Here is a 19,743-nt window from a genome sequence, read left to right as displayed (position 1 = left end):
CGGCTCCGAACCCGCCGCCTTCACCGCCACCGTCACCACCGGCCACCGGCCACCGGCTCCGAACCCGCCACCGTCACCACCGGCCACCGGCCACCGGCCGGCCCGCCCGATTCGCCGTTCAGCCCGCCCGGTTGACGGTGCCCCGGCCCACCCCCGTCAGAAGCTCGGACGCCTCCGCCGCCAGGGAGCGCTCCCCCCAGCGCCGGAACGCCTCCAGGGACCGCCCGGCCAGTATCCGCGCCAGCTGGGTGCGTCCCAGCGCGAGCTGCGCCTGCGCCAGCCTCAGCCGGGTGGCCTCCTGCCACACCCGCAGCCGGCGGACCCGGAACATGCCCATCGCGGCCTCCAGCTGAACCACCGCCTCCTCGTGCCGGCCCGCGCCGATGAGCACCCTGCCCAGCAGATAGCGCGCGGTGGCCGTGGTGCCGTCGCCGCCGAGTCCCTCCTTGATGCGGAGGTTCTCCCGCGCCGCCGCGACGGCCTCGTCCCTGCGGCCGAGATCGAGCAGCGCGGGTGCGAGATTGCCGAGCGCGCTGCCCTGCGGGAAGCGGTCGCCGCGCTCGTACCAGACCGCCAGCGAGGCGCGGAAGTGCCCCACGGCCTCCGCCGCCCGGCCGGCCGAACGCGCCGCGATCCCGAGCCGGTTCAGCGCACGCCCCAGGGTGACCGCGTCCCCGCACTCCCGGCTCGCGTCCCGTGCCGACGAGAACTCCGCCGCCGCCGCGTCCGGATCACCCCGGCGGTAGTGCGTGTAGCCGAGCAGATAGCGGCCCCAGCCCTCGGCCCGCCGTTCGCCGCGCGCCGCGGCGGTCCCGACCAGCAGCCGTACGACACCGGTGTACGGGACGAGGTCGCCGCCGGACTCGGTCAGATACTCCAGGCAGGTCAGGATCTCGGCCACGGAGACGAGATCGGTCCCCGGCCGCGTCAGCGCGGTGCGCAGCAGCCGCAGGATCCCCTCCGACTCGGCCAGCAGCCGGTCCACCGCGCCATGGGCATCCGCCGGGGCGAATTCCGGCAGCCGGGTGGGGGCGACACCGTCGGGCACCGAGTCCCCGGGGTAGAGAAAGCGGTCCAGGCCGCGGGCGGTCGCCAGCCACAGATCGAGCAGCCGCTCCAGCGCCTCCTCCCGCTCGGGCGGGGTCTCCCGCTCCGCGCACCGCTGCCGGGCGAAGTCGCGCATCAGATCGTGGTAGCGGTAGCGGCCCGGCGCGGGAGAGCACAGCAGCGACAGATCCACCAGCTCCTCGCAGATCTCCTCCGCCTCGTCCGGGGAGACCCCGAGCACCGCGCCGGCGGCGGCCCCGGAGAAGGTGTCGCCCTCCACCAGCGACAGCAGCCGGAAGGCCCGGCCCCGCTCCGGGGAGAGCCGGTCGTGGGAGAGGGCGAACACCGACTCCACGGACAGATCCGCCATCCGGAGCTGGGCGAGCCGCCCGTGTTCGTCGGCGAGGCGGCGGCGCAGCCACTCCAGGGGCCAGCGCGGCCGGGAGCAGAGCCGGGACGCCGCGATCCGCACGGCGAGGGGAAGATGGCCGCAGAGCTCGGTAATCGCCGCCGCCGCCGCGGGTTCCGCCCCGGTGCGCCGCTCCCCGGTGATGCCGGTGAGGAGGGCCAGCGACTCCCCGGGGCTCAGCGCGGTCAGGGCGACGGTCCGCCCGTCGGCGATGCCGCCGAGCCAGGAACGGCTGGTCACGATGGCCGCGCAGCCGGGGGCCCCGGGCAGCAGCGGGCGGATCTGGGCGAAGTCCCGGGCATTGTCCAGGACGATCAGGACCCGCCGGCCGGCGAGCAGTGACCGGAAGGCCGCCGACCGGTCCCGGGTGGACTCCGGCACCGCCGACGCGGCGGCGCCCAGGGCGCGCAGAAATCCGTGGAGCACCGCGCCCGGGGACACCGGTTCGCCGCCCGCGCCCCGGAGGTCGGCGAAGAGCTGGCCATCGGGGTACCGCTGCCGGAGCCGGTGGGCGACATGGACCGCGAGCGCGGTCTTGCCGACCCCGCCGAGACCCACCACCGCGACCGCGGAGGCGGTGGGTCCGGGTGCCGCCAGCTCGGCGAGATGGCGGACGGACGCGGCGCGGCCGGTGAAGTGCCGGATGTCGGCGGGGAGCTGGGCGGGCGGGGACGTCCGGTCGCCGCCGCCGGGGTCGGACTCCTCCCCGGGCCCGCCGCCGGCACGGTCCGCCGGGGCGTCTCCGCCGGTACGGTGCCGGTCCGCGCGGGCGGCGGGCGTACCGCCCGTCCCCTCGCCCGAGATGATCCGCCAATAGAGCGAGGCGAGTTCCGCGGTCGGCCGCACCCCCAGCTCCTCGTCCAGCCGCTGCCGCAGGTCCGTGTAGACCGCGATTGCCCCGGCCTGCCGCCCCTGCGCGTACAGGGCGCGCATCAGCAGTCCGTGCAGCCTTTCGCACAGCGGCTGTTCGGCGCAGAGTGCCGCGAGTTCGGCTCCCGCCCCCGCCGCGTCCCCGTCGTCGAGCCGCTGTTCGACGAGGGCTTCCACGGCGTTCTGCCGCAGTCCGGCGAGGCGGGCGCGTTCGGCCGCGGCCCAGCGGCCGGCCAGTCCGAGCAGGGCCTCGCCCCGCCAGAGTGCCAGCGCCTCGGCCCGCTTCCCCCGGTCGCAGAGCGCGAGGAATTCGGCCAGATCCGTGGGCCGGGCCGGTATCGCGTACCCCTCACCCTCCCGCCGCACGGCCTCCGGCCCCAGCAGCCGCCGCAGCTGGGAAATGTAGGTCTGCACGGTGCGCACGGCGGTGGCCGGCGGCCGGTCCTCCCACAGGGCCCGGATCAGCCGCTCGCGGCCCACCACCCGGCCCCCGGCGAGCAGCAGTACCGCCAGCACCAGACGCTGCTGGGGTGTGCCCAGCGGTACGGGTTCGTCACCGCGCCATGCCCGTACCGCCCCCAGCACTCCGAAGCGGAGCCCGCCGCCCGCGTCCCGGTGTAAGTCGGAGCACCCCGGATCATCCGGCACCTGATTCCTCTCGGTCTTCCCCCGTGCCCGCGTGCGCCGCCCGGTCGGGGGCGGGCCCGTCGACCGGCCCGTACAGCCCCTCCGCGCACTGCGTGAGGTCTACAGTCAATTCGCCCCGGGAGTCACCTGTTTCCCCGGCGTGTCGCCGGCGGGGGCGCGGAACGGGCGGAAGTGGCCCGAACCGGCCCCCGGCGGGCGGAGTGGCGCTCCCGCTCCGGCGGGGAGGGGACAGCCGGGCCGGGCCGACGGGTGATCCCCGCCCGACGCGGCTTGTTCCCGACTGCGGGACGGGTCCGCAGGGCGCCTCGGGACGGGTCCGGAGGGTGCCCGTGCACACCCCGGCGGGCGTTCACGAAGGGCCGCCGGAACCGCGCGATCCGGTGGCGATCCCCCGCCCGGCGGAGGTGACACGGCCGATAGTGGTCATTGTGCGGGCCGAAGGCACGCCCCTAGCCTGCTTTTATGCAGCCATTAAACAAAGTACGTTCCGTATTGGCCGGGGAGCGGGAGCGCGATGACGGGCCCCCGGACGAGTCTCCCGAGTTGCTTCTGCGGCGGCTGAGGATCGCCCTCACCGCCTTCTTCGCCCTGGACGGCTTCATCTTCGCGGGCTGGGTCGTCCGCATTCCGGCCATCAAGGAACAGACGGGCGCCTCCGCCGGCGCACTCGGTCTCGCCCTCCTGGGTGTGTCCGTGGGCGGGGTGGTGACCATGACCCTCACCGGACGGCTCTGCCGCCGCTTCGGCAGCCACCGGGTGATCGTGGTCAGCGGAGTACTGCTGTCGTGCAGTGTGGTGCTTCCGCCGCTGACCGCGTCCGCGCTCGCCCTCGGACTGGTCCTGCTGGTCTTCGGCGCCGCGTACGGAGGGATCAGCGTCGCGGTGAACGCGGCGGCGGTGGAGCTGGTCGATGTGCTGCGCCGTCCGGTGATGCCCGGATTCCACGCGGCGTTCAGCCTCGGCGGCATGCTCGGCGCGGGACTGGGCGGGCTGGTCGCCGGCCAGCTCAGCGCCACCCGGCATCTGCTGCTGCTCGCCGCCCTGGGGCTGGCCCTCACCGCTGTCGCGGCGCGGCCCCTGCTGGCGCATGCGATCCCCGCGCCGGCCGTGCCCGAGGGCGAGGCCGCGGCCGAGCACAGGGAATCGGACCCGGGCGGCGGGGAGAAGGACGGCCGCTCCATGGCCGGGCGGGCCCGCCGGCTGGTGCTGATCCTGGGTCTGATCGCCCTGTGCACCGAGTACGGGGAGGGCGCCCTCGCCGACTGGAGCGCCCTGCACCTCTCGGCCGATCTGGGGGCCGGCGCCGGCACCGCGGCCATGGGGTACTCGGTCTTCTCCCTGGCCATGACGGTGGGACGGCTCTCGGGCACCGCGCTCCTGGAACGCTTCGGACAGTCGAGGGTGCTGGTCACGAGCGGTGTGGTCGCCGCCGTCGGGATGCTCGCCGGCGCGCTGGGGCCGAGCGTGCCGGCGGTGCTGACCGGCTTCGTCATCAGCGGGCTGGGCCTGGCCAACATCATCCCGATCGCCATCGCCCGCTCCGGGGCGCTGGCCGGGCCGAGCGGGGTGGCCGCCGCGTCCACCATGAGTTACGGGGGCATTCTGCTGGGGCCCGTCGCCATCGGGTTCCTCGCCGACTGGTTCTCCCTGACCATCGCCCTCACCACGACCGCGGGACTCGCCGCGCTGGCCGCCGCTGTGGCCTTCGCCGTACGGCACAGCGCGCTGGAGGATCCGCCGGCGCCGGCCGCCGGCTGAGCCGGCCGCATGCGTACCGCCCGGAGGCCGGGGCGCCGGGCCGGGCGGCGGGTACGGTCCCCACCGGCCGGCCCGGCTCCCCGGCTACGAGGATCCGGTGCCGCCGGCGAGTCCGGCCAGGAAGGTCTCGTAGGCGGACTGCACACTCATATGGACCGCCCCGGTGGCCACCGCCTCCTCGCCGAGCGAGGAGAGCGCCAGGCGCGGCGGGACCAGTACCCGGCCGGCGAGCTCCCGGTGGACCAGGTCCAGCAGTACCGGTCCGGCCCGGGAGACGCCGCCGCCCAGGACGACCAGATCGGGATCGAGGATCAGGAAGAGCGGGGCGATCCCGGTGACGAACCGGCCCACCACCTCCGTCACCACCTCCAGCGCGGCGGGGTCGTGGTCCGCCGCCGCGGCGAACACGGCCGCGGCGTCCAGGTTCTCGGGGTCCCCGCCCGCGCGTTCCAGCAGCAGCCGCCCACCGGGGCGGCGGGCGGCGTCCCGGCCGAGGCGGGCGATGGTCGCGGCCCCCACCGACTTCTCCAGATCGCCCAGGCCGTCTCCCCCGGACCCCCGGGCCCCGTCCCGGCCGAGGTCGATGTGGCCGATCTCGCCCGCGGCTCCCGAGGAGCCGCGGTGCAGCACTCCGTTGACCACGAGCCCGGCACCCAGCCGGGCGCCCCACAGGACATAGACGACCGTGTCGGCGCGGCCGGCCACCCCGTGCGCGCGTTCCCCCTGGACGGCCAGGTTCACATCGTTGTCGAGGTGCACCGGACAGCCGAACTCCTCGGTGAGTTCGGCCGTCAGGGGCACGGCGGGCCAGCCGTTGAGGTGCGGCGCCTGTGTCACGGTGCCCCGGGCCGCGTCCACCACACCGGGGGTGCCCACCGTGATCGCGCGCAGCCGGGTGACCGGAACGGAGGCGGACTCCAGCAGGGTGCGGATCGTGCCGACGGTGGCCGCCAGCAGTTCGTCCCCGGCCGCCCGGCCGGGAAGCACCGTGCGCACACAGCCGACCCGGGTGCCGGCGAGGTCGGACACCACCGCGAGGATCTTGTGCGCGCCGATGTCGACACCGACCGCGTATCCGCACTCGGTACGGAACCGGACGCGCCGGGCCGGGCGGCCCATGCGGGGCCGGCCGGGGTCGTCCTCCTGTTCGGCGAGGTAGGCCGCGTATCCGGCCTGTTCCAGCGCGGCGACGGCCTGCATCACGGTCGGCCGCGAGAGCGATGTCCGGCCGGCCAGGTCGGCGACGCGCAGCGGCCCGGAGACACGGAGCTCGTCCAGGACCGTTCGCAAGGTGACGGACCGTATCCCGCCGGGCTGCAATCTGTTCACTGTCATGTGTCCGAAGTTTTCCTTGACTCGTCAGGGGGAGCAGTGTTTCATACTTAGTAAAGCCGCCTACGTAAGTAGGTGGTTCGGATTTTTCCAGGCACCGCTGGACCGGCGAAGCCATCGCCGGAAACGGCTGCCGCGCACCAATGACCGAGCACACGGCACAAACGGGCACCGCATCGCCGTCATGGGCGGTCCGGCCCGGAGCGTCCTGTCAGTCATGCGCGCCCACGGGCCGCATCAGTGCGAAGGAGGCCAGGGGAGTGGGTTTTCCGCCCGACAATCCCGGAGAGCAATACACAAACCGCTTGCGGCGGATCCGGATGTCACCCCTGCCACCACCATCCCTTTGTCCCGCCCACGGCGCCGACATCGCCGCACACCACAAGGCAGTGACGCGCGGACAATGATGTCCGCCGTGTGAATGAACCGGCAGCACGCATCGGAAACACCGCGATGAGCCAGGGCTTTTCACGGCTTCGGACAGGAGTGTCCGGACCGATGTGACGGGACGGCATCCGGCCGTCCGCCGGGCGCGCCGCACAAGCGCACCGATCTGCCGCGGGACTCCTCCCGGTATTCCCCCGCTTCCCGGCCTCTGCGTTTCCCGCCACGGGCGCAGAGCCATGAGGGTTGCCCTTGTGCTGCCCGTCATACTCCGCCCACCTGAGAGAATCCGGTCCGGCCGCGAATCCCGCCGGGCCGATTGCCTTCACTTTCATCCGCACGGCGTGCTCTTTCGCCTGCTCATTCTCGGCTGTCTCACCCAACTGCCGCATGAACAAGGCGAATGATCCAGATATGTGCCGATACGGCTGCCGCCCCGGCAGCCGGCCGGAGCCGGAGCCGCACCCCCGGCAATCGAGTCTGCCCCGACGCAGAGCAAGGACGGTACGAGACCGTGAGTACAACCGAGCTGTCTTCATGGCGCGTCAATGCCACCCTGAATGTGAATTACGAGGTCCGGGAGTCCGTCGACGTGCTCGACCCGGACAATCCGGCACTGCTGGAGACACCGGACGGCGGCGCGACGGGCCCCCGTCTGGTCATTGTGGACACCCAGGTGGCGCGGCACTACGGGGCGCGCATCGAGAACTATTTATCGAAGAACGGCGTCGCACACCAGATATTGACGCTGGACGGCGACGAACCGAACAAGACCATGGGTACCGTCTTCCAGATCGTGGCCGCCCTCAATGCGACGGGCACCCTGCGTGTCAGTAATCCGCCCATCGCCATCGGCGGCGGAGTGCTGCTCGATGTCGTGGGTCTCGCAGCCAATCTCTACCGCCGGGGCATTCCTCACATCCGTGTCCCCACCACCCTTCTCTCGCTGGTGGATGTCAGTGTCGCGGCGAAGACCGGGGTCAACTTCCAGGGATTCCGCAACCGGCTGGGCTCCTACAGCCCACCGCCTCTCACCCTCATCGACTCATCCTTTCTGGCCACTCTCCCCCAGCGCCACCTGAGCAATGGAGCGGGCGAGATCCTCAAGATGGGGATGATCAAAGACATTTCCCTCTTCGAACTCCTGGAGAGCCACGGACCGGAACTCCTGCGCACCAGGTTCCAGAACGGCATCGAGCCGGTCCAGGTCATCCGGAAAGCAATCCGGGGGATGCACGAGGAGCTCAAGGACAATCTCTGGGAGAAGAACCTCCGCCGGTGCGTGGATTATGGACACTCTTTCAGCCCGCTCATCGAGATGTCCTCACTGCCCGATCTCCTGCACGGTGAGGCCGTCGCCATCGACTGTGTCTTCTCCGCGGTGCTGGCCCACCACCGCGGCTATCTCCGCGAGGACGAGGTCCGCCGGGTCATCCGCACCGCGAAGGGTCTGGGACTGCGGTGCTCACACCCGAAGTTCTTCGACCCGGCCGCACTGACGGAGGCGCTGGAGGACACCGTGCGCCACCGCAACGGGGCCCAGAACCTGCCGGTGATGGCGGGGATCGGCGAGTACACCTTCCTCAACGACGTCACCCCCGGGGAGATCGAGCGCGCCGCCCGCGGGCTCCGGGCCTTCACCCTCGGCGATGACACACCACTGGTCGGCGAGCGGGCCGCGTGATGTCCGGGGACGCGGCGCGGACGGGGCCGGGCGGCCCCGGTCTCTCCGGCAAGGTCCTCCTCGTCACCGGCGGCACCGCCGGCATCGGCCTGGCGACCGCCGGGGCCGCGGCGGCGGCGGGAATGAAGGTGGTGCTCGCCGGACGGCGGGAGGCCGAGGGCGGGAAGGCTGCTGACGAGCTCCGCTCCCGCGGCCACGACGCGGCCTTCGTGCGCGCCGACGTCCGCGCCGCGGACGACGTCGAGCGGCTGGTCGGCTCGGTGGTGGACCGGTACGGGCGGCTGGACTGCGCCTTCAACAACGCCGGTGTCTCCGCCGACGGCACGGTCGCCGAACTCGGCGAGGACGTCTTCGACGAGGCCGTCGCCGTCAATCTCCGGGGTCTGTGGCTCTGCATGCGGCAGGAGATCCGCCATATGCGGGACCGAGGGGGCGGCGGTGCGATCGTCAACAACCTCTCGGTGCACGGCTTCCGGCCCGTCTTCGCGGGAGTCGGCGCCTACACCGCCACCAAGAGCGCGGGGGTGGCCCTCACCCGGGCGGCGGCCGTGGAGAACGCCGCCGAGGACATCAGGGTCAACGGGGTGGCCCCGGGGCCCATCGACACCGAGATGTTCCGGCGCTCGGCGGAGCACCTGGACGGGGCCGCCGACTGGCGCCGGCTGATACCCGCGGGCCGGATCGGGGACCCGGACGAGGTGGCGGGCGTGGTGCTCGCCCTGCTCTCCCCCGCCATGTCCTATGTCACCGGTCAGGTGCTCGGCGTGGACGGCGGCTTCCTCGCCACCTGACGACCCGCCCGACGACCCACCTGGCGAACCGCCTGACACCCGCCTGACGAACCGCCTGGCACCCGTCCGAGATCCGTCCGACACCCGTCCGAGCCGATGCGCGACAAACACCGTGTCCCGCGCCGCCCCCGTTTCACCTCGCCCGGCGTGACATGACATCACTCACTGCCCGCCAACGCCGGCCGGCCCTCCGCCGCGGCGCCCGAAGCCGTGCGCCCCGGCGGAGTACGCCGGCCCGCACTCCCCCCGCCGCGGTCCGCGCCGACCGGTGTCCGCGGCGCTTCCCTGGAGGTTCCATGACCGTTCACGACTACATCGTCGTCGGCGGCGGTACGGCCGGCTGTGTCCTGGCCGACCGGCTCTCGGCGGACCCGTCCGTGTCCGTCCTTCTGCTGGAGACCGGCGGCTCCGCGCGGGACGAGCGCGTCGACCAGCCCTCCCGCTGGCCGGAGCTGTTCGGCGGCCCGCTCGACTGGGCCCTGCGCACCGAGCCGCAGCGGCAGCTCGACGGCCGGCGGCTCGCCTGGCCCCGGGGGCGGCTGCTGGGCGGCTCCAGCGCGGTCAATGCCATGGTGCACATCCGCGGCCGGTCCAGTGACTACGACCACTGGGCGGAGTTCGGCGGCGAGGGCTGGAGTCACGCCGCGCTCCGCCCCTGGTTCGACCGGCTGGAGGGGCGGGACGGCGCCGGCGGGGACGCTCCCCCGGCCCGGCTCACGGTCTCCGAACGGCTGCGGCACCACCCGCTGGCCGAAGCCTTCGTCCGCGCCGGGCGGGAATCCGGCCTGGCCCACAATCCGGACTTCAACCTCGGGGTGCAGGAGGGCGTCGGTCTCTACCGGGTCACCCAGGCGGGCGGCCGGCGCTGCGACGCGTACACCGCCTATCTGCGCCCGGCCCTCGGCCGGCCCAACCTCACGGTGCTCACCGGGCACCGGGCCGTGCGGGTGCTCCTCGACGCCGGCCGGGCCATCGGGGTCGAGACACGGAGCGAGAACGGACGGACGGCGCTGCGTGCCGAGCGCGAGGTGATCCTGGCGGGCGGCACCATCGGCTCGCCGCATCTGCTGCTGCTCTCGGGCATCGGCCCGGCCGGCGAACTGCGCCGCCACGGGATCGAAGCCGCCGCCGACCTGCCCGGTGTCGGGGAGAATCTCCACGATCACCTCCAGGTCTCCCTCTCCTGGGCCACCGAGCGGACATATCCGGTCGATCCGGGGTCCAATCTCGGTGAGGCCGGGGGCTTCGTCCGCACCTCGCCCGAGCTGATCGGGCCCGATGTCCAGCTGTCCTTCGCCCCGATGTCCGGCCTCAACCAGGGCGCCCGGCCCGGTGAGGGGTTCACCATCGGCCCCGCCGTCACCCGGCCCCGCAGCCGGGGGCGTCTGAGCCTGCGTTCCGCCGACCCGCTCACCGCGCCGGCGATCGACCCCGGGTATCTCACGGAGCCCGAGGACATCGAACCCCTGATCGCCGGTGTCCGGCTGGCGCGCTCCCTCGCGGACGCGCCGGGTCTGCGGGTCCACCGGGCCGCCCGCTCCCCGCACCCGTGCGGCCCGTCCGCGGAGGAGATCACCGCCTTCATCCGGCAGCACGCCCAGACCCAGTACCACCCGGTCGGCACCTGCCGCCTCGGCACCGACCCGCGGGCCGTGGTCGACCCCGAGCTGCGCGTCCACGGTGTCGCGGGCCTGCGGGTCGCCGACGCGTCCGTCATGCCCGCCGTTCCCACCGGCAACACCGCGGCGGCGGTCTACGCCATCGCCGAGAAGGCCGCCGAGATGATCGGCGGGCGGGACCGCCACCCCGCGCGGACCGCGACCACCCTCCCCGGAGACGCCCGTGTCTGACGTACTGAACCCACTCCCCGACACCGACGCGTACGACGCGCTGATCTTCGACTGGGACGGCACCCTCGTCGACAGCCACGAGGCGCACTACGCGGCCCTGAACGATGTGCTCGGCCGGCTCGGGGTCTCCGTGCCCTGGTCGTGGTACGCCGCGCGCACCGGAACCTCCAGCGCGGAGACGCTGGTTCAGGCGGCCGAGGAGCACCGCATCACGCTCCCCCGCCCCGCCGAGGAGCTCGCGGCGGAGTGCGAGACGGCGTATCTGGGCCGGCTGGACCGCGTCCGGGAGATCGGCTGGGTCTGCGACCTCGCGCGCAAGAACGCCCACCGTCCCATCGCGGTGGCCTCCGGCGGGCGGCGGGCCGGCATCGAGGCCACCATGGCCGCACTCGGTCTCGCCGGACTCTTCCCGGTCCTCGTGACCCGTGAGGACGTCGACGCGGGGAAGCCCTCCCCCCAGCTGTTCCTGCTGGCCGCCCGCCGGCTGGGCGCGGAACCGGCGCGGTGTCTGGTCCTCGAGGACAGCGACGAGGGCTGCCTCGCGGCGCACCGGGCCGGCATGCCCGTCGTGGACATCCGTCCGATCGCCCCCGGCGGTCCCTGACACCCGGAGCCGCCGCCCGGCACACACCGAGCCGCCGACACATCCCCACACCCGACCGAACACACCACAGGGAGAAACCCATGCCCGGTCCCGGTTACGCCTTCCTCGGCCACGAGGAGCGCGAGAACGTCGAGAAGGTGCTGGAGAGCTGGGAGCTGACGCGCTTCAAGCGGGACAACCCCAACAATCCCTCCTTCGTCGACGTCTTCGAGAGGCTGGTGGAGCGGTCCTTCTCCGCGGCCCACTGCGTCGCCGTGAACAGCGGCACCTCCGCGCTGCTCACCGCGCTGGCGGCGCTGGACATCGGCCCGGGGGACGAGGTGATCGTGCCCGGCTACACCTTCGTCGCGTCCATCGGCAGCATCATCTACTCCGGCGCGACCCCGGTCCTGGCCGAGGTGGACGAGTCCCTCACCCTCGATCCCGCCGATGTCGAGCGGCGCATCACCCCGCGGACGAAGGCGATCATGGCCGTCCACATGCTGGGCGCGCCCTGCGACATGAACGCCCTGACCCGGCTCGCCGAACGCCATGGGCTGCTGCTCATCGAGGATGTCGCGCAGGCTTGCGGGGCCTCCCACGAGGGCCGGCGGCTGGGAACCATCGGCGCGGCCGGCGCCTTCTCGCTCAACCCCTTCAAGGTGATCACCAGTGGTGAGGGCGGCTTCTTCCTCACCAATGACGACCACACACATCAGCGGGGCTACTCCTTCCAGGACCAGGGCTGGTTCCCGGGGCGCACCGACATCGGCAGCGGGGACGTGCTCTTCGGCCTCAATCTGCGGATGGCCGATCTGGCGGGAGCGGTCGCCTGTGCCCAGTGGGAGAAGCTGGACCACGTGCTGTCGGAGACCCGCCGGGTCAAGAAGCAGCTCGCCGACGCCGTCCCGGAGCGGCCGGGGGTGCGCCGCAGGGTGCTGCACGACGCCGCCGGTGAGTGCGGAACGCTGCTGGTCTACGTCTTCGACCGGGTCGCCGACGCGCAGTCGGTGGCGGCGGCGCTGGACACGAAGACGCTGGTCGACTCAGGGCGTCATCACTACGCCAACATGCCGCAGCTCGCGGAGCTTTCGAAGCCCGGCGGCCGGCCCAGCCCGTTCCGGCGGGGCGGCGAGGAGGGCGGACACTCCTATCTGCCGGGCAGTCTCCCCCGTACCGACGATGTCCTCGCCCGGTCCGTCGCGGTCGCCATCGGTGTCTCCGACAGCTATCTGGGCGCCGGTTTCGGTGTGACGGTGCGCAGCGACGACGAGGAGATCGCCAAGGCGGCCGACCGTCTCTCCAGCACGCTGGACGGAGTCCTCGGCTGAGCACACCCCGCTGAACCGCCCCCGGTGAAACAGTTCTGGAAGTGAGGATGGGCCCATGCATGTGCTCGGCTACCTCGACCGGCTCTCCGCACGTCCGGGCGAGCAGGTCCGCTGCATGATCAGCACCGCGCGGCGGCAGCGGGTGACGGTGGATCTGATCCGCCTCACCGACGGCGGACGAGATCCCGGCGGTCCGGGATTCGCCCATGAACGCGTCACCGGGGCGGGCGAGTGGACACCCACCGCGGACCGTCAGCGGACCTGGCCCGGGTCCTGCATGCACGCGGCGGACGTGGTCCCGGCCGGTACCTCCGAGCTGACCCTCTCGGTACTGGCCGGGCCCACCACCGCGGCGGCGGGCCGCGTCCAGGGCGTTCTCGGTCTCACCGGCGAGAGCGGTCCGGTGGCCACGCTGGCACTGGACGAGCTGGGCCGCCCCTGTCTCCTGGACGGCGGCGGGCGGCCCGTGCTGCGGCTGGAGCAGCCGCTGTCCGACCGCCGCTGGTACCGCCTCACCGCCCGTCTCACGCCCCGGGGTTCGCGGCTGACCTCGGTACTCCTCCCCCCGCCCCCGGCCCGGGGCCGCCCGGCCGCGGGGCCGGCTCCACGGGAGCGGGCCGCCGAGGGCCCGGCGATCGGTGTCGAGGGCGCCCGTGATGTGGTGCTCGCCGCCCGGGAGTGTCCCCACGACGGGCGCCGGTTCACCCCCCGGGAGTGTTTCAACGGCAAACTCGAGCGCCCCGCGGTCGCCGGCGGGGACGCCCCGCTCGCCGAGTGGGCGCTGGAGCTCGGTCCCGCCGGCTCCCGGACGGTCGATGTCTCCGGCCGGGAACGCCACGGCACCCTGGTCAATCTGCCGCACCGCGCGGTGACCGGGCACAACTGGTCCGGCCGCCGGCTGGACTTCCGGGCGGCACCCGAGGAGTACGGTGCCGTCCACTTCCACGAGGACGACCTGGCCGACGCGGGCTGGGACACCAGTGTCACCCTGACGCTTCCCGAGCGGCTGCCCAGCGGGGTCTACGCGGTACGGCTGCGGGCCGGCACCCCGGAGGGGGAGGCCGCCGACCACATCCCGCTGATCGTGCGCCCGGCGGCCGGCGCCGAGGCGTCCGCGGTGCTGCTGATGCCGACCTTCACCTATCTGGCGTACGCCAATGAACGCACCATCCACGAGCCGGGATTCGTCCCGGACACCGGCAGCGGACAGCGGGTCGTGCCGGGCGCGCACGACCGGGCCATCGGCGAGCACCCCGAGATCGGCAAGAGCCTCTACGACCGGCACACCGACGGATCGGGGGTGGCCCACTCCAGCGCTCTGCGGCCCATCCTCAGCATGCGGCCGGACTACCGGACCTGGATGTACGGCGGGCCGCGCCATCTCTCCGCCGACCTGCTGCTGATCGGCTGGCTCAACAGCCGGCTGGGGGCCGGGTTCGACGTCGTCTGCGATCACGACCTCCACGAGGACCCGGCCGGGCTGCTCGCCGGCTACCGGGTGGTGCTCACCGCCTCGCACCCCGAGTACCACACCACCCGGACCCTGGACGCGCTCCAGGGGCATCTGGACTCCGGCGGCTGTCTCGCCTATCTGGGCGGGAACGGCTTCTACTGGGTGACCACCGTGCACGAGGAGTCCCCGCACTGCATCGAGGTCCGCCGGTCCCAGGGGGTCCGGGCCTGGGAGATCGAGCCCGGCGAACAGCACCACACCAATGGCGAACCGGGCGGCCTCTGGCACTGGCGGGGCCGTCCCCCGCACGCGCTGACCGGGGTCGGCATGAGCGGCCAGGGCTGGGGGGAGGGGCGCGGCTACGCGCGGACCGCGGCGTCCTACCGCCCCGAGTGGTCCTGGGTCTTCGACGGGATATCCGAGGAGACCATCGGCGACTTCGGCCTCATCCTGGGGGGTGCCAGCGGCGATGAACTCGACAGTCACGGAGTGGAGCACGGCAGCCCCGCCGATGCCGTGGTCCTCGCCTCCTCGCTGCCCCACGGGACGGCCTATCAGCTCGCCGTCGAACGGGTGTGGAGCATCAGCCCCGACCTGACCCCCACCACGCGCGGCGAGGTCCGCTCCGATCTGGTGATCCGGGAGCTCGAATCCGGCGGGGCGGTCTTCTCCGCCGGCTCCATCTCCTTCGTCGGCAGCCTGCCCCACAACGGATACCGCAACAATGTGTCGCGGCTGCTCTCCAATGTGCTGCGGAACTTCGCCGGGCGGACTCCCGGCGGCGCCCCGGCCGCACGGACGGACACGCACACGCACACGCACACGCACACGGACATGAAGGCGGGAGTGGACGCGGACGTGAACGCGGGCACGGACGCCGACGCGAGGAGGACCGCCGGGGCCGGACCGCCGCTCCCGGCCTGATCCCGGCGGCGGGGCCGCGCGCCGGGGCTCAGGCCGTCTGCCGGGCGGCGCTGTGCAGATGCTCCAGTGCGTCCAGCAGGACGGTCCGGCGGTGCCAGGAGAGCCAGCGGCCGACGGTGGCGGAGGTCGTCTGCAGCGCTTCGAGCTGGATCCGGGTGAGGCCCGTGAGGGGTTTCGAGTGGTGTGAGGAGATGACTCCGCGCAGGATGCCGTGCTCGTCCAGAAGGGGAACGCTGTGGCAGGCACGGCTGCCGGCCTGGAGGATCACCCGCCGGGATTCCTCGTCGAAGACCGGCGCGGTCGCCACGTCCCGGACGGTGACCTGACTGCGGGTCTGGGCCGCCTCCGCGCAGGAGGTGGTGGTGTGGTCGACGAAGGCGAAGTAGTCGGTGAACGGGCGGTCGAGCCCCTGGTGCTTGTCCAGGCGCAGCAGCTGCCCCTCGGCCAGCTGCACATTGCCCATGTCCGTCCCGGTGATGTCCAGGACCTGCCGGAGTGCCGCGCCGAGCACGGCGCCCTGGGTCACCTCGCCGTCGCCGTGGCGGGGCGGGGTGATCGAGGTGAGCGCGGGGGCGCTGGTACGGGCCCGTCCCGGGAACCAGACGGGGGACCGGTGGGCCGGCCCGGGAATCCGTATGACCGCGTCGGCGAGGGTGTGCAGTCTGATGTTGTACCGCTGCGAGGTGCCGCGCAGCAGCTCGAAGGCCGGCTGGAGAGCGGCCAGCCGGTAGCGCTCCTTGATGATTCCCTGGGCCGCCGACACCGATGGATGGGCGAGGGCCCGATTGCGCAGGGCGAGATTCTCCTCCCGCAACTGCCGCAGTTCGTCATCGCGGACACTCGGCTCCGGTGTGGTGTCGGCTTCCGCGCCGTATTCCTGATCCACTGTGACCGCTCCTTCACCGACGCGACGTACCGGGACACACCCCCGGCACTGCCATCCGACCGCGCAATCCTGCCAGACGGGCGGTCGGGCGAGGGCGGGGGTTTGGGCACGGGGGCGGCGGGCAGGGACACGGGTGCAGCACCGCCTCGGGAAGTGGGGCGGTCCTGGTCAGCCGTGGGCACCGGCGTGTTCCCGGTCATCGGCGCATGGCCGGTGACCGCCGTACGCGTGCGCCCGCGGGGAACGGGACCCCCGAAATTTCCCTGAGAAGCAGGTCTCATGAGCACACACGGCATTCCCCGCGACGCCTCCCCTCCCGAGGACGTCTCCGGCAGAGAGGTTACCCGCGGCCCGGCCGCCGCACGGGAGCCGGACCGCCCGCGGAGCGGGAAGGGCAGCCCCCCTCCGTACCGGGCGGCTCCGGCGGACACAGGGGCGGCCGTGCCCGCTGTCCCCTTCCTCTCGCACCGCACCGTGTTCGTCACCGAGCCGGGCGGCGGCGAGCGGGTGGTCATCACCCTCAGCGGGGAACTGGACATGGTGTCGGGAGCGATGGTCACCGAGGTCGTGGAGATGTGTCTGCGGTCCCGCCCGACCGGTGTCCGGGTCGACATCAGCGACCTCACACTGATGGACTGCGGCGGCCTCGGCCAGCTCCACCGGGCCGCCCGGGCCGCGAGGCTGGCCGGCGCCGGCTTCACCCTCACCGGCAGCCCGCAGCCGATGGTCGGCCGGGTCCTCCAGCTCACCGGCACCCCGCTCGGCGCGCTGCCGGCCCCCCGGGAGGACACCCCCTCCCGGCCGGCCGCCGCGCCCGGCCGCTGGGCCCGGCTGCTCCGCCTGTCCGTGCTCACCGCCTCCGCCACCACGATTCTGCTGGCCGTGGCCGAGACGGCCTGAGACCGGTATCGGAGCTTCCGGTCGCCCCCGTCGCGCGCGGACCCGTTGAACCGTTCACGTCCGACACACCCGCTTGCGGCCGGAGTCACCCGAACACGGCGGTATAAGTGCAATATGGCGGGAAACGGGCGTTCTGAGGGTGTCCCTGCGGCGAACGGGAGGCGGCGGCCGGCGCGGAGCGGGAGAGCGGGGCTGCTCTGGGGAGCACGCAGTGTGGTCGGGCAGATGTTCCTGCTCCAGCTCGCCGTCGTGCTGCTGCTCGCCGGCGGAGCGGTGCTGCTGCTGTTGCTGATGTCGCGCCAGGAGAAGGAGCGGGAGGCCGGAAGCCGCTCGCTCGCCCTCGCCGAGGGGTTCGCCGACGCCCCCGGCACGGCCGCGGCGATCGAATCCGACCACCCGACGGCGATCCTCCAGCCCCGCGCGGAGAAGGCCCGCAAGGGTGCCGATGTCGACTTCGTGGTGGTCCTCAACCGCCGGGGCACCCGTCTCACCCACCCGCTGAGCGACCGCATCGGCAAGCGGAGCTCGGCCAGACTGCCCCTGCTGCTGCGGGGCGAGACCGTGATCGAGAAGCGAACGGGCTCGCTCGGTCCGCAGGTCAGGGCCTATGTGCCGGTCCGGCGGGCGGACGGGACAGTGGTCGGTGCCGTCGGCGCGGGTGTCACCATCGCCCGGATCAACTCCGCCGCCGCCGACCGGCTGCCGCTCGTCCTGACGGCCGCCGGCGCCGCCGTGGTGCTCACCACCGGCGGCGCCGCGCTCCTCAGCCGGCGGCTGCTGCGCCAGACCCGCGGCCTCGGCCCCGCCGAGATCACCCGGCTGTACGAGCATCACGACGCGGTGCTCCACTCCGTGCGGGAGGGGGTGCTGATCCTCGACGCCGACGGCCGGTTCCTGCTCGCCAACGACGAGGCGCAGCGGCTGCTGAACCTGCCCGCCGATGTCGAGGGACGCACCGTCGCCCGGACGGATCTGCCCGCGGACATCGCGGAACTCCTCACCTCCGGCCGGGAGGCGACCGATGAGTTCCGCACCGTCGGGGAACGCACCCTGCTGATCAGCCAGCGCCCCACCGGGGCCGGCACCGCGCGGGGGAGCCGGGTCGCCACGGTGCGGGACACCACCGAACTCCTCGACGCCTCCACCAGGGCGGAGACGGCCCGGCGCCGTCTGGAGGTGCTCCACGACGTCGGGACCCGGATCGGAACCACCCTGGAAGTGCCGCGCACCGCGCAGGAACTGGCCCAGAGCACCGTCCCCCGGTTCGCCGACTTCGTCACCGTCGATCTGGCGGAGCCCGTACTGCGCGGCGAGGAGGTCCACGGGACGGAGCGCGAGCTGCGCCGGGTGTGTGTGGAGGGAATCCGCGGGAATCCGCCGTTCTACCCGGAGGGCGAGCTGATCCGGCCGGTCTCCTCCACCCCGCAGGCCCAGGGACTGATCACCGGCCGGGCGATCCTCGAACCGGCTCTGGCCGATGCCCCGGGCTGGCAGGCGCAGGCCCCCGACCGGGCCCGGCGGATCGTCGGCGACGGCGTCCACTCCCTGATCAGCGCACCCCTGAACGCCAGGGGGGTCCTGCTGGGCGTGGTCAGCTTCTGGCGCTCGGAGCGGCCCGAGCCCTTCGACGAGGACGACCGCGCCCTCGCCGAGGAGATCGCGGCCCGGGCCTCCGTCTCCCTCGACAACGCCCGCCGCTACACCCGCGAGCACACCATGGCCGTCACCCTCCAGCGCAGTCTGATGCCGCGCTATCTGCCCGTGCAGGAGGCCGTCGAGGTCGCCTACCGCTATCTGCCGGCCGAGGCGGGGGTGGGCGGCGACTGGTTCGACGTCATCCCGCTGTCGGGCGGCCGGGTGGCCCTGGTCGTCGGTGATGTCGTCGGCCACGGGCTGCACGCCGCCGCCACCATGGGACGGCTGCGCACCGCGGTCCACAACTTCTCCGCGCTGGATCTGCCGCCCGAGGACATCCTCGGCCATCTGGACGAGCTCGTGGGCCGGATGGACCAGGAGCACGGAGCGGGCGGCGACGGTCTCGACGTCACCGGGGCGACCTGTCTGTACGCGGTGTACGACCCGGTCACCGGCGACTGCGCCATGGCGCGGGCGGGGCATCCGCCGGCCGGGCTGGCGCTGCCCGACGGCCGGGTCGAGTTTCCCGACGTACCGGTCTCACCACCGCTCGGCACCGGCAGCGGCCTGCCGTTCGAGACCGCGGTGCTCCGCCTCCCGGCGGGCTCCCGGCTGATCCTCTACACCGACGGGCTGATCGAGAGCCGTGACCACGACATCGAGACGGGTCTCGCCCTGCTGAGGGCCGCGGTCGCCGGACAGCCCGGCATCGGCGCGGAGGAGACCTGCGAGCTGCTGCTGCCCGCGCAGCCGGGGGCCAGGCCCCGCGACGACATCGCCCTGCTGGTGGCCCGCACCGAACGTCTCGCCCCCGGGCGGATCGCGGAGTGGAACGTCCCCTCCGACGGCGCCGCCGTGGGCATCGTGCGCGCCCGGTGCACCCGGACGCTCGGGGAGTGGGGTCTGGAGGAGATCGCCTTCACCACGGAGCTGATCCTCAGTGAACTCGTCACCAACGCCATCCGCTACGCCCGCCAGCCCGTGACCGTACGCCTCATCCACAGCACCTCCCTGATCTGCGAGGTCTTCGACGGATCCGCCACCTCCCCGCATCTGCGCCGGGCCCAGCTCACCGACGAGGGCGGGCGGGGGCTCTTCCTCGTGGCGCAGCTCGCCGACCGCTGGGGCACCCGCTACACCGCCGACGGCAAGGTGATCTGGACGGAGCAGTCCCTGAACGGCCCGGCCGCCCCGGGCGGCCCCGACCCGGTGGGCGCGCTCCTGGAGCAGTGGGACCTGTGAGGCACCGGGCGGGCGC

General features: G+C 73.2%; 12 protein-coding genes. 9 read left to right on the top strand and 3 right to left on the bottom strand.

The window, feature by feature from the left end:
• Positions 1 to 118: 118 nt before the first annotated feature.
• Complete coding sequence (locus tag AAFN69_RS06540; RefSeq protein WP_347727344.1) at positions 119 to 2,974, bottom strand: BTAD domain-containing putative transcriptional regulator; 2,856 nt, start codon at positions 2,972 to 2,974, stop codon at positions 119 to 121.
• Between the two features lie 462 nt (positions 2,975 to 3,436).
• On the opposite strand from AAFN69_RS06540, the gene AAFN69_RS06535 reads away from it, so the two are divergent.
• Positions 3,437 to 4,732, top strand: a complete 1,296-nt coding sequence (locus AAFN69_RS06535; protein WP_347727343.1) for an MFS transporter — start codon at positions 3,437 to 3,439, stop codon at positions 4,730 to 4,732.
• Between the two features lie 84 nt (positions 4,733 to 4,816).
• Here the strand turns inward: AAFN69_RS06535 and AAFN69_RS06530 are convergent, their stop codons facing one another.
• Positions 4,817 to 6,067 carry an ROK family transcriptional regulator gene (locus tag AAFN69_RS06530; protein WP_347727342.1) on the bottom strand — a complete coding sequence of 417 codons (1,251 nt, stop codon included), beginning with the start codon at positions 6,065 to 6,067 and terminating at the stop codon, positions 4,817 to 4,819.
• A gap of 895 nt (positions 6,068 to 6,962) precedes the next feature.
• On the opposite strand from AAFN69_RS06530, the gene AAFN69_RS06525 reads away from it, so the two are divergent.
• From AAFN69_RS06525 to AAFN69_RS06500, 6 genes are all read left to right on the top strand, one after another.
• Positions 6,963 to 8,132 (top strand): sedoheptulose 7-phosphate cyclase, encoded by a 1,170-nt coding sequence (locus AAFN69_RS06525; protein ID WP_347727341.1) that lies wholly within the window; start codon positions 6,963 to 6,965, stop codon positions 8,130 to 8,132.
• A complete protein-coding gene (locus AAFN69_RS06520) occupies positions 8,132 to 8,923 on the top strand; it encodes an SDR family oxidoreductase (RefSeq protein ID WP_347727340.1) in 792 nt (263 codons plus the stop codon). The genes AAFN69_RS06525 and AAFN69_RS06520 overlap by 1 nt, the downstream gene beginning before the upstream one ends.
• Positions 8,924 to 9,219: 296 nt before the next feature.
• Positions 9,220 to 10,773 carry a GMC family oxidoreductase N-terminal domain-containing protein gene (locus tag AAFN69_RS06515; RefSeq protein WP_347727339.1) on the top strand — a complete coding sequence of 518 codons (1,554 nt, stop codon included), beginning with the start codon at positions 9,220 to 9,222 and terminating at the stop codon, positions 10,771 to 10,773.
• Positions 10,766 to 11,377, top strand: a complete 612-nt coding sequence (locus tag AAFN69_RS06510; RefSeq protein ID WP_347727338.1) for an HAD family phosphatase — start codon at positions 10,766 to 10,768, stop codon at positions 11,375 to 11,377. The genes AAFN69_RS06515 and AAFN69_RS06510 overlap by 8 nt, the downstream gene beginning before the upstream one ends.
• Positions 11,378 to 11,457: 80 nt before the next feature.
• Positions 11,458 to 12,687, top strand: a complete 1,230-nt coding sequence (locus AAFN69_RS06505) for an aminotransferase class I/II-fold pyridoxal phosphate-dependent enzyme (protein ID WP_347727337.1) — start codon at positions 11,458 to 11,460, stop codon at positions 12,685 to 12,687.
• Positions 12,688 to 12,742: 55 nt separating this feature from the next.
• Positions 12,743 to 15,064 (top strand): N,N-dimethylformamidase beta subunit family domain-containing protein, encoded by a 2,322-nt coding sequence (locus tag AAFN69_RS06500; protein WP_347727336.1) that lies wholly within the window; start codon positions 12,743 to 12,745, stop codon positions 15,062 to 15,064.
• A gap of 28 nt (positions 15,065 to 15,092) precedes the next feature.
• Here the strand turns inward: AAFN69_RS06500 and AAFN69_RS06495 are convergent, their stop codons facing one another.
• The gene (locus tag AAFN69_RS06495) at positions 15,093 to 15,950 is read right to left on the bottom strand and encodes a GAF and ANTAR domain-containing protein (protein ID WP_347727335.1); all 858 of its coding nucleotides are present in this window, start codon (positions 15,948 to 15,950) and stop codon (positions 15,093 to 15,095) included.
• Between the two features lie 441 nt (positions 15,951 to 16,391).
• Here AAFN69_RS06495 and AAFN69_RS06490 point away from each other — a divergent pair, with 441 nt between their 5' ends.
• A complete protein-coding gene (locus AAFN69_RS06490; protein ID WP_347727334.1) occupies positions 16,392 to 16,850 on the top strand; it encodes an STAS domain-containing protein in 459 nt (152 codons plus the stop codon).
• A gap of 225 nt (positions 16,851 to 17,075) precedes the next feature.
• Positions 17,076 to 19,727 carry a SpoIIE family protein phosphatase gene (locus tag AAFN69_RS06485; protein ID WP_347727691.1) on the top strand — a complete coding sequence of 884 codons (2,652 nt, stop codon included), beginning with the start codon at positions 17,076 to 17,078 and terminating at the stop codon, positions 19,725 to 19,727.
• Positions 19,728 to 19,743 lie beyond the last annotated feature (16 nt).

It is taken from the genome of Streptomyces sp. CAU 1734 (assembly GCF_039888735.1).
Lineage (GTDB): Bacteria > Actinomycetota > Actinomycetes > Streptomycetales > Streptomycetaceae > Streptomyces.
The sequence above is the reverse complement of the archived record's forward strand: the minus strand, read 5'-3'. Positions and strand labels throughout refer to the sequence as shown.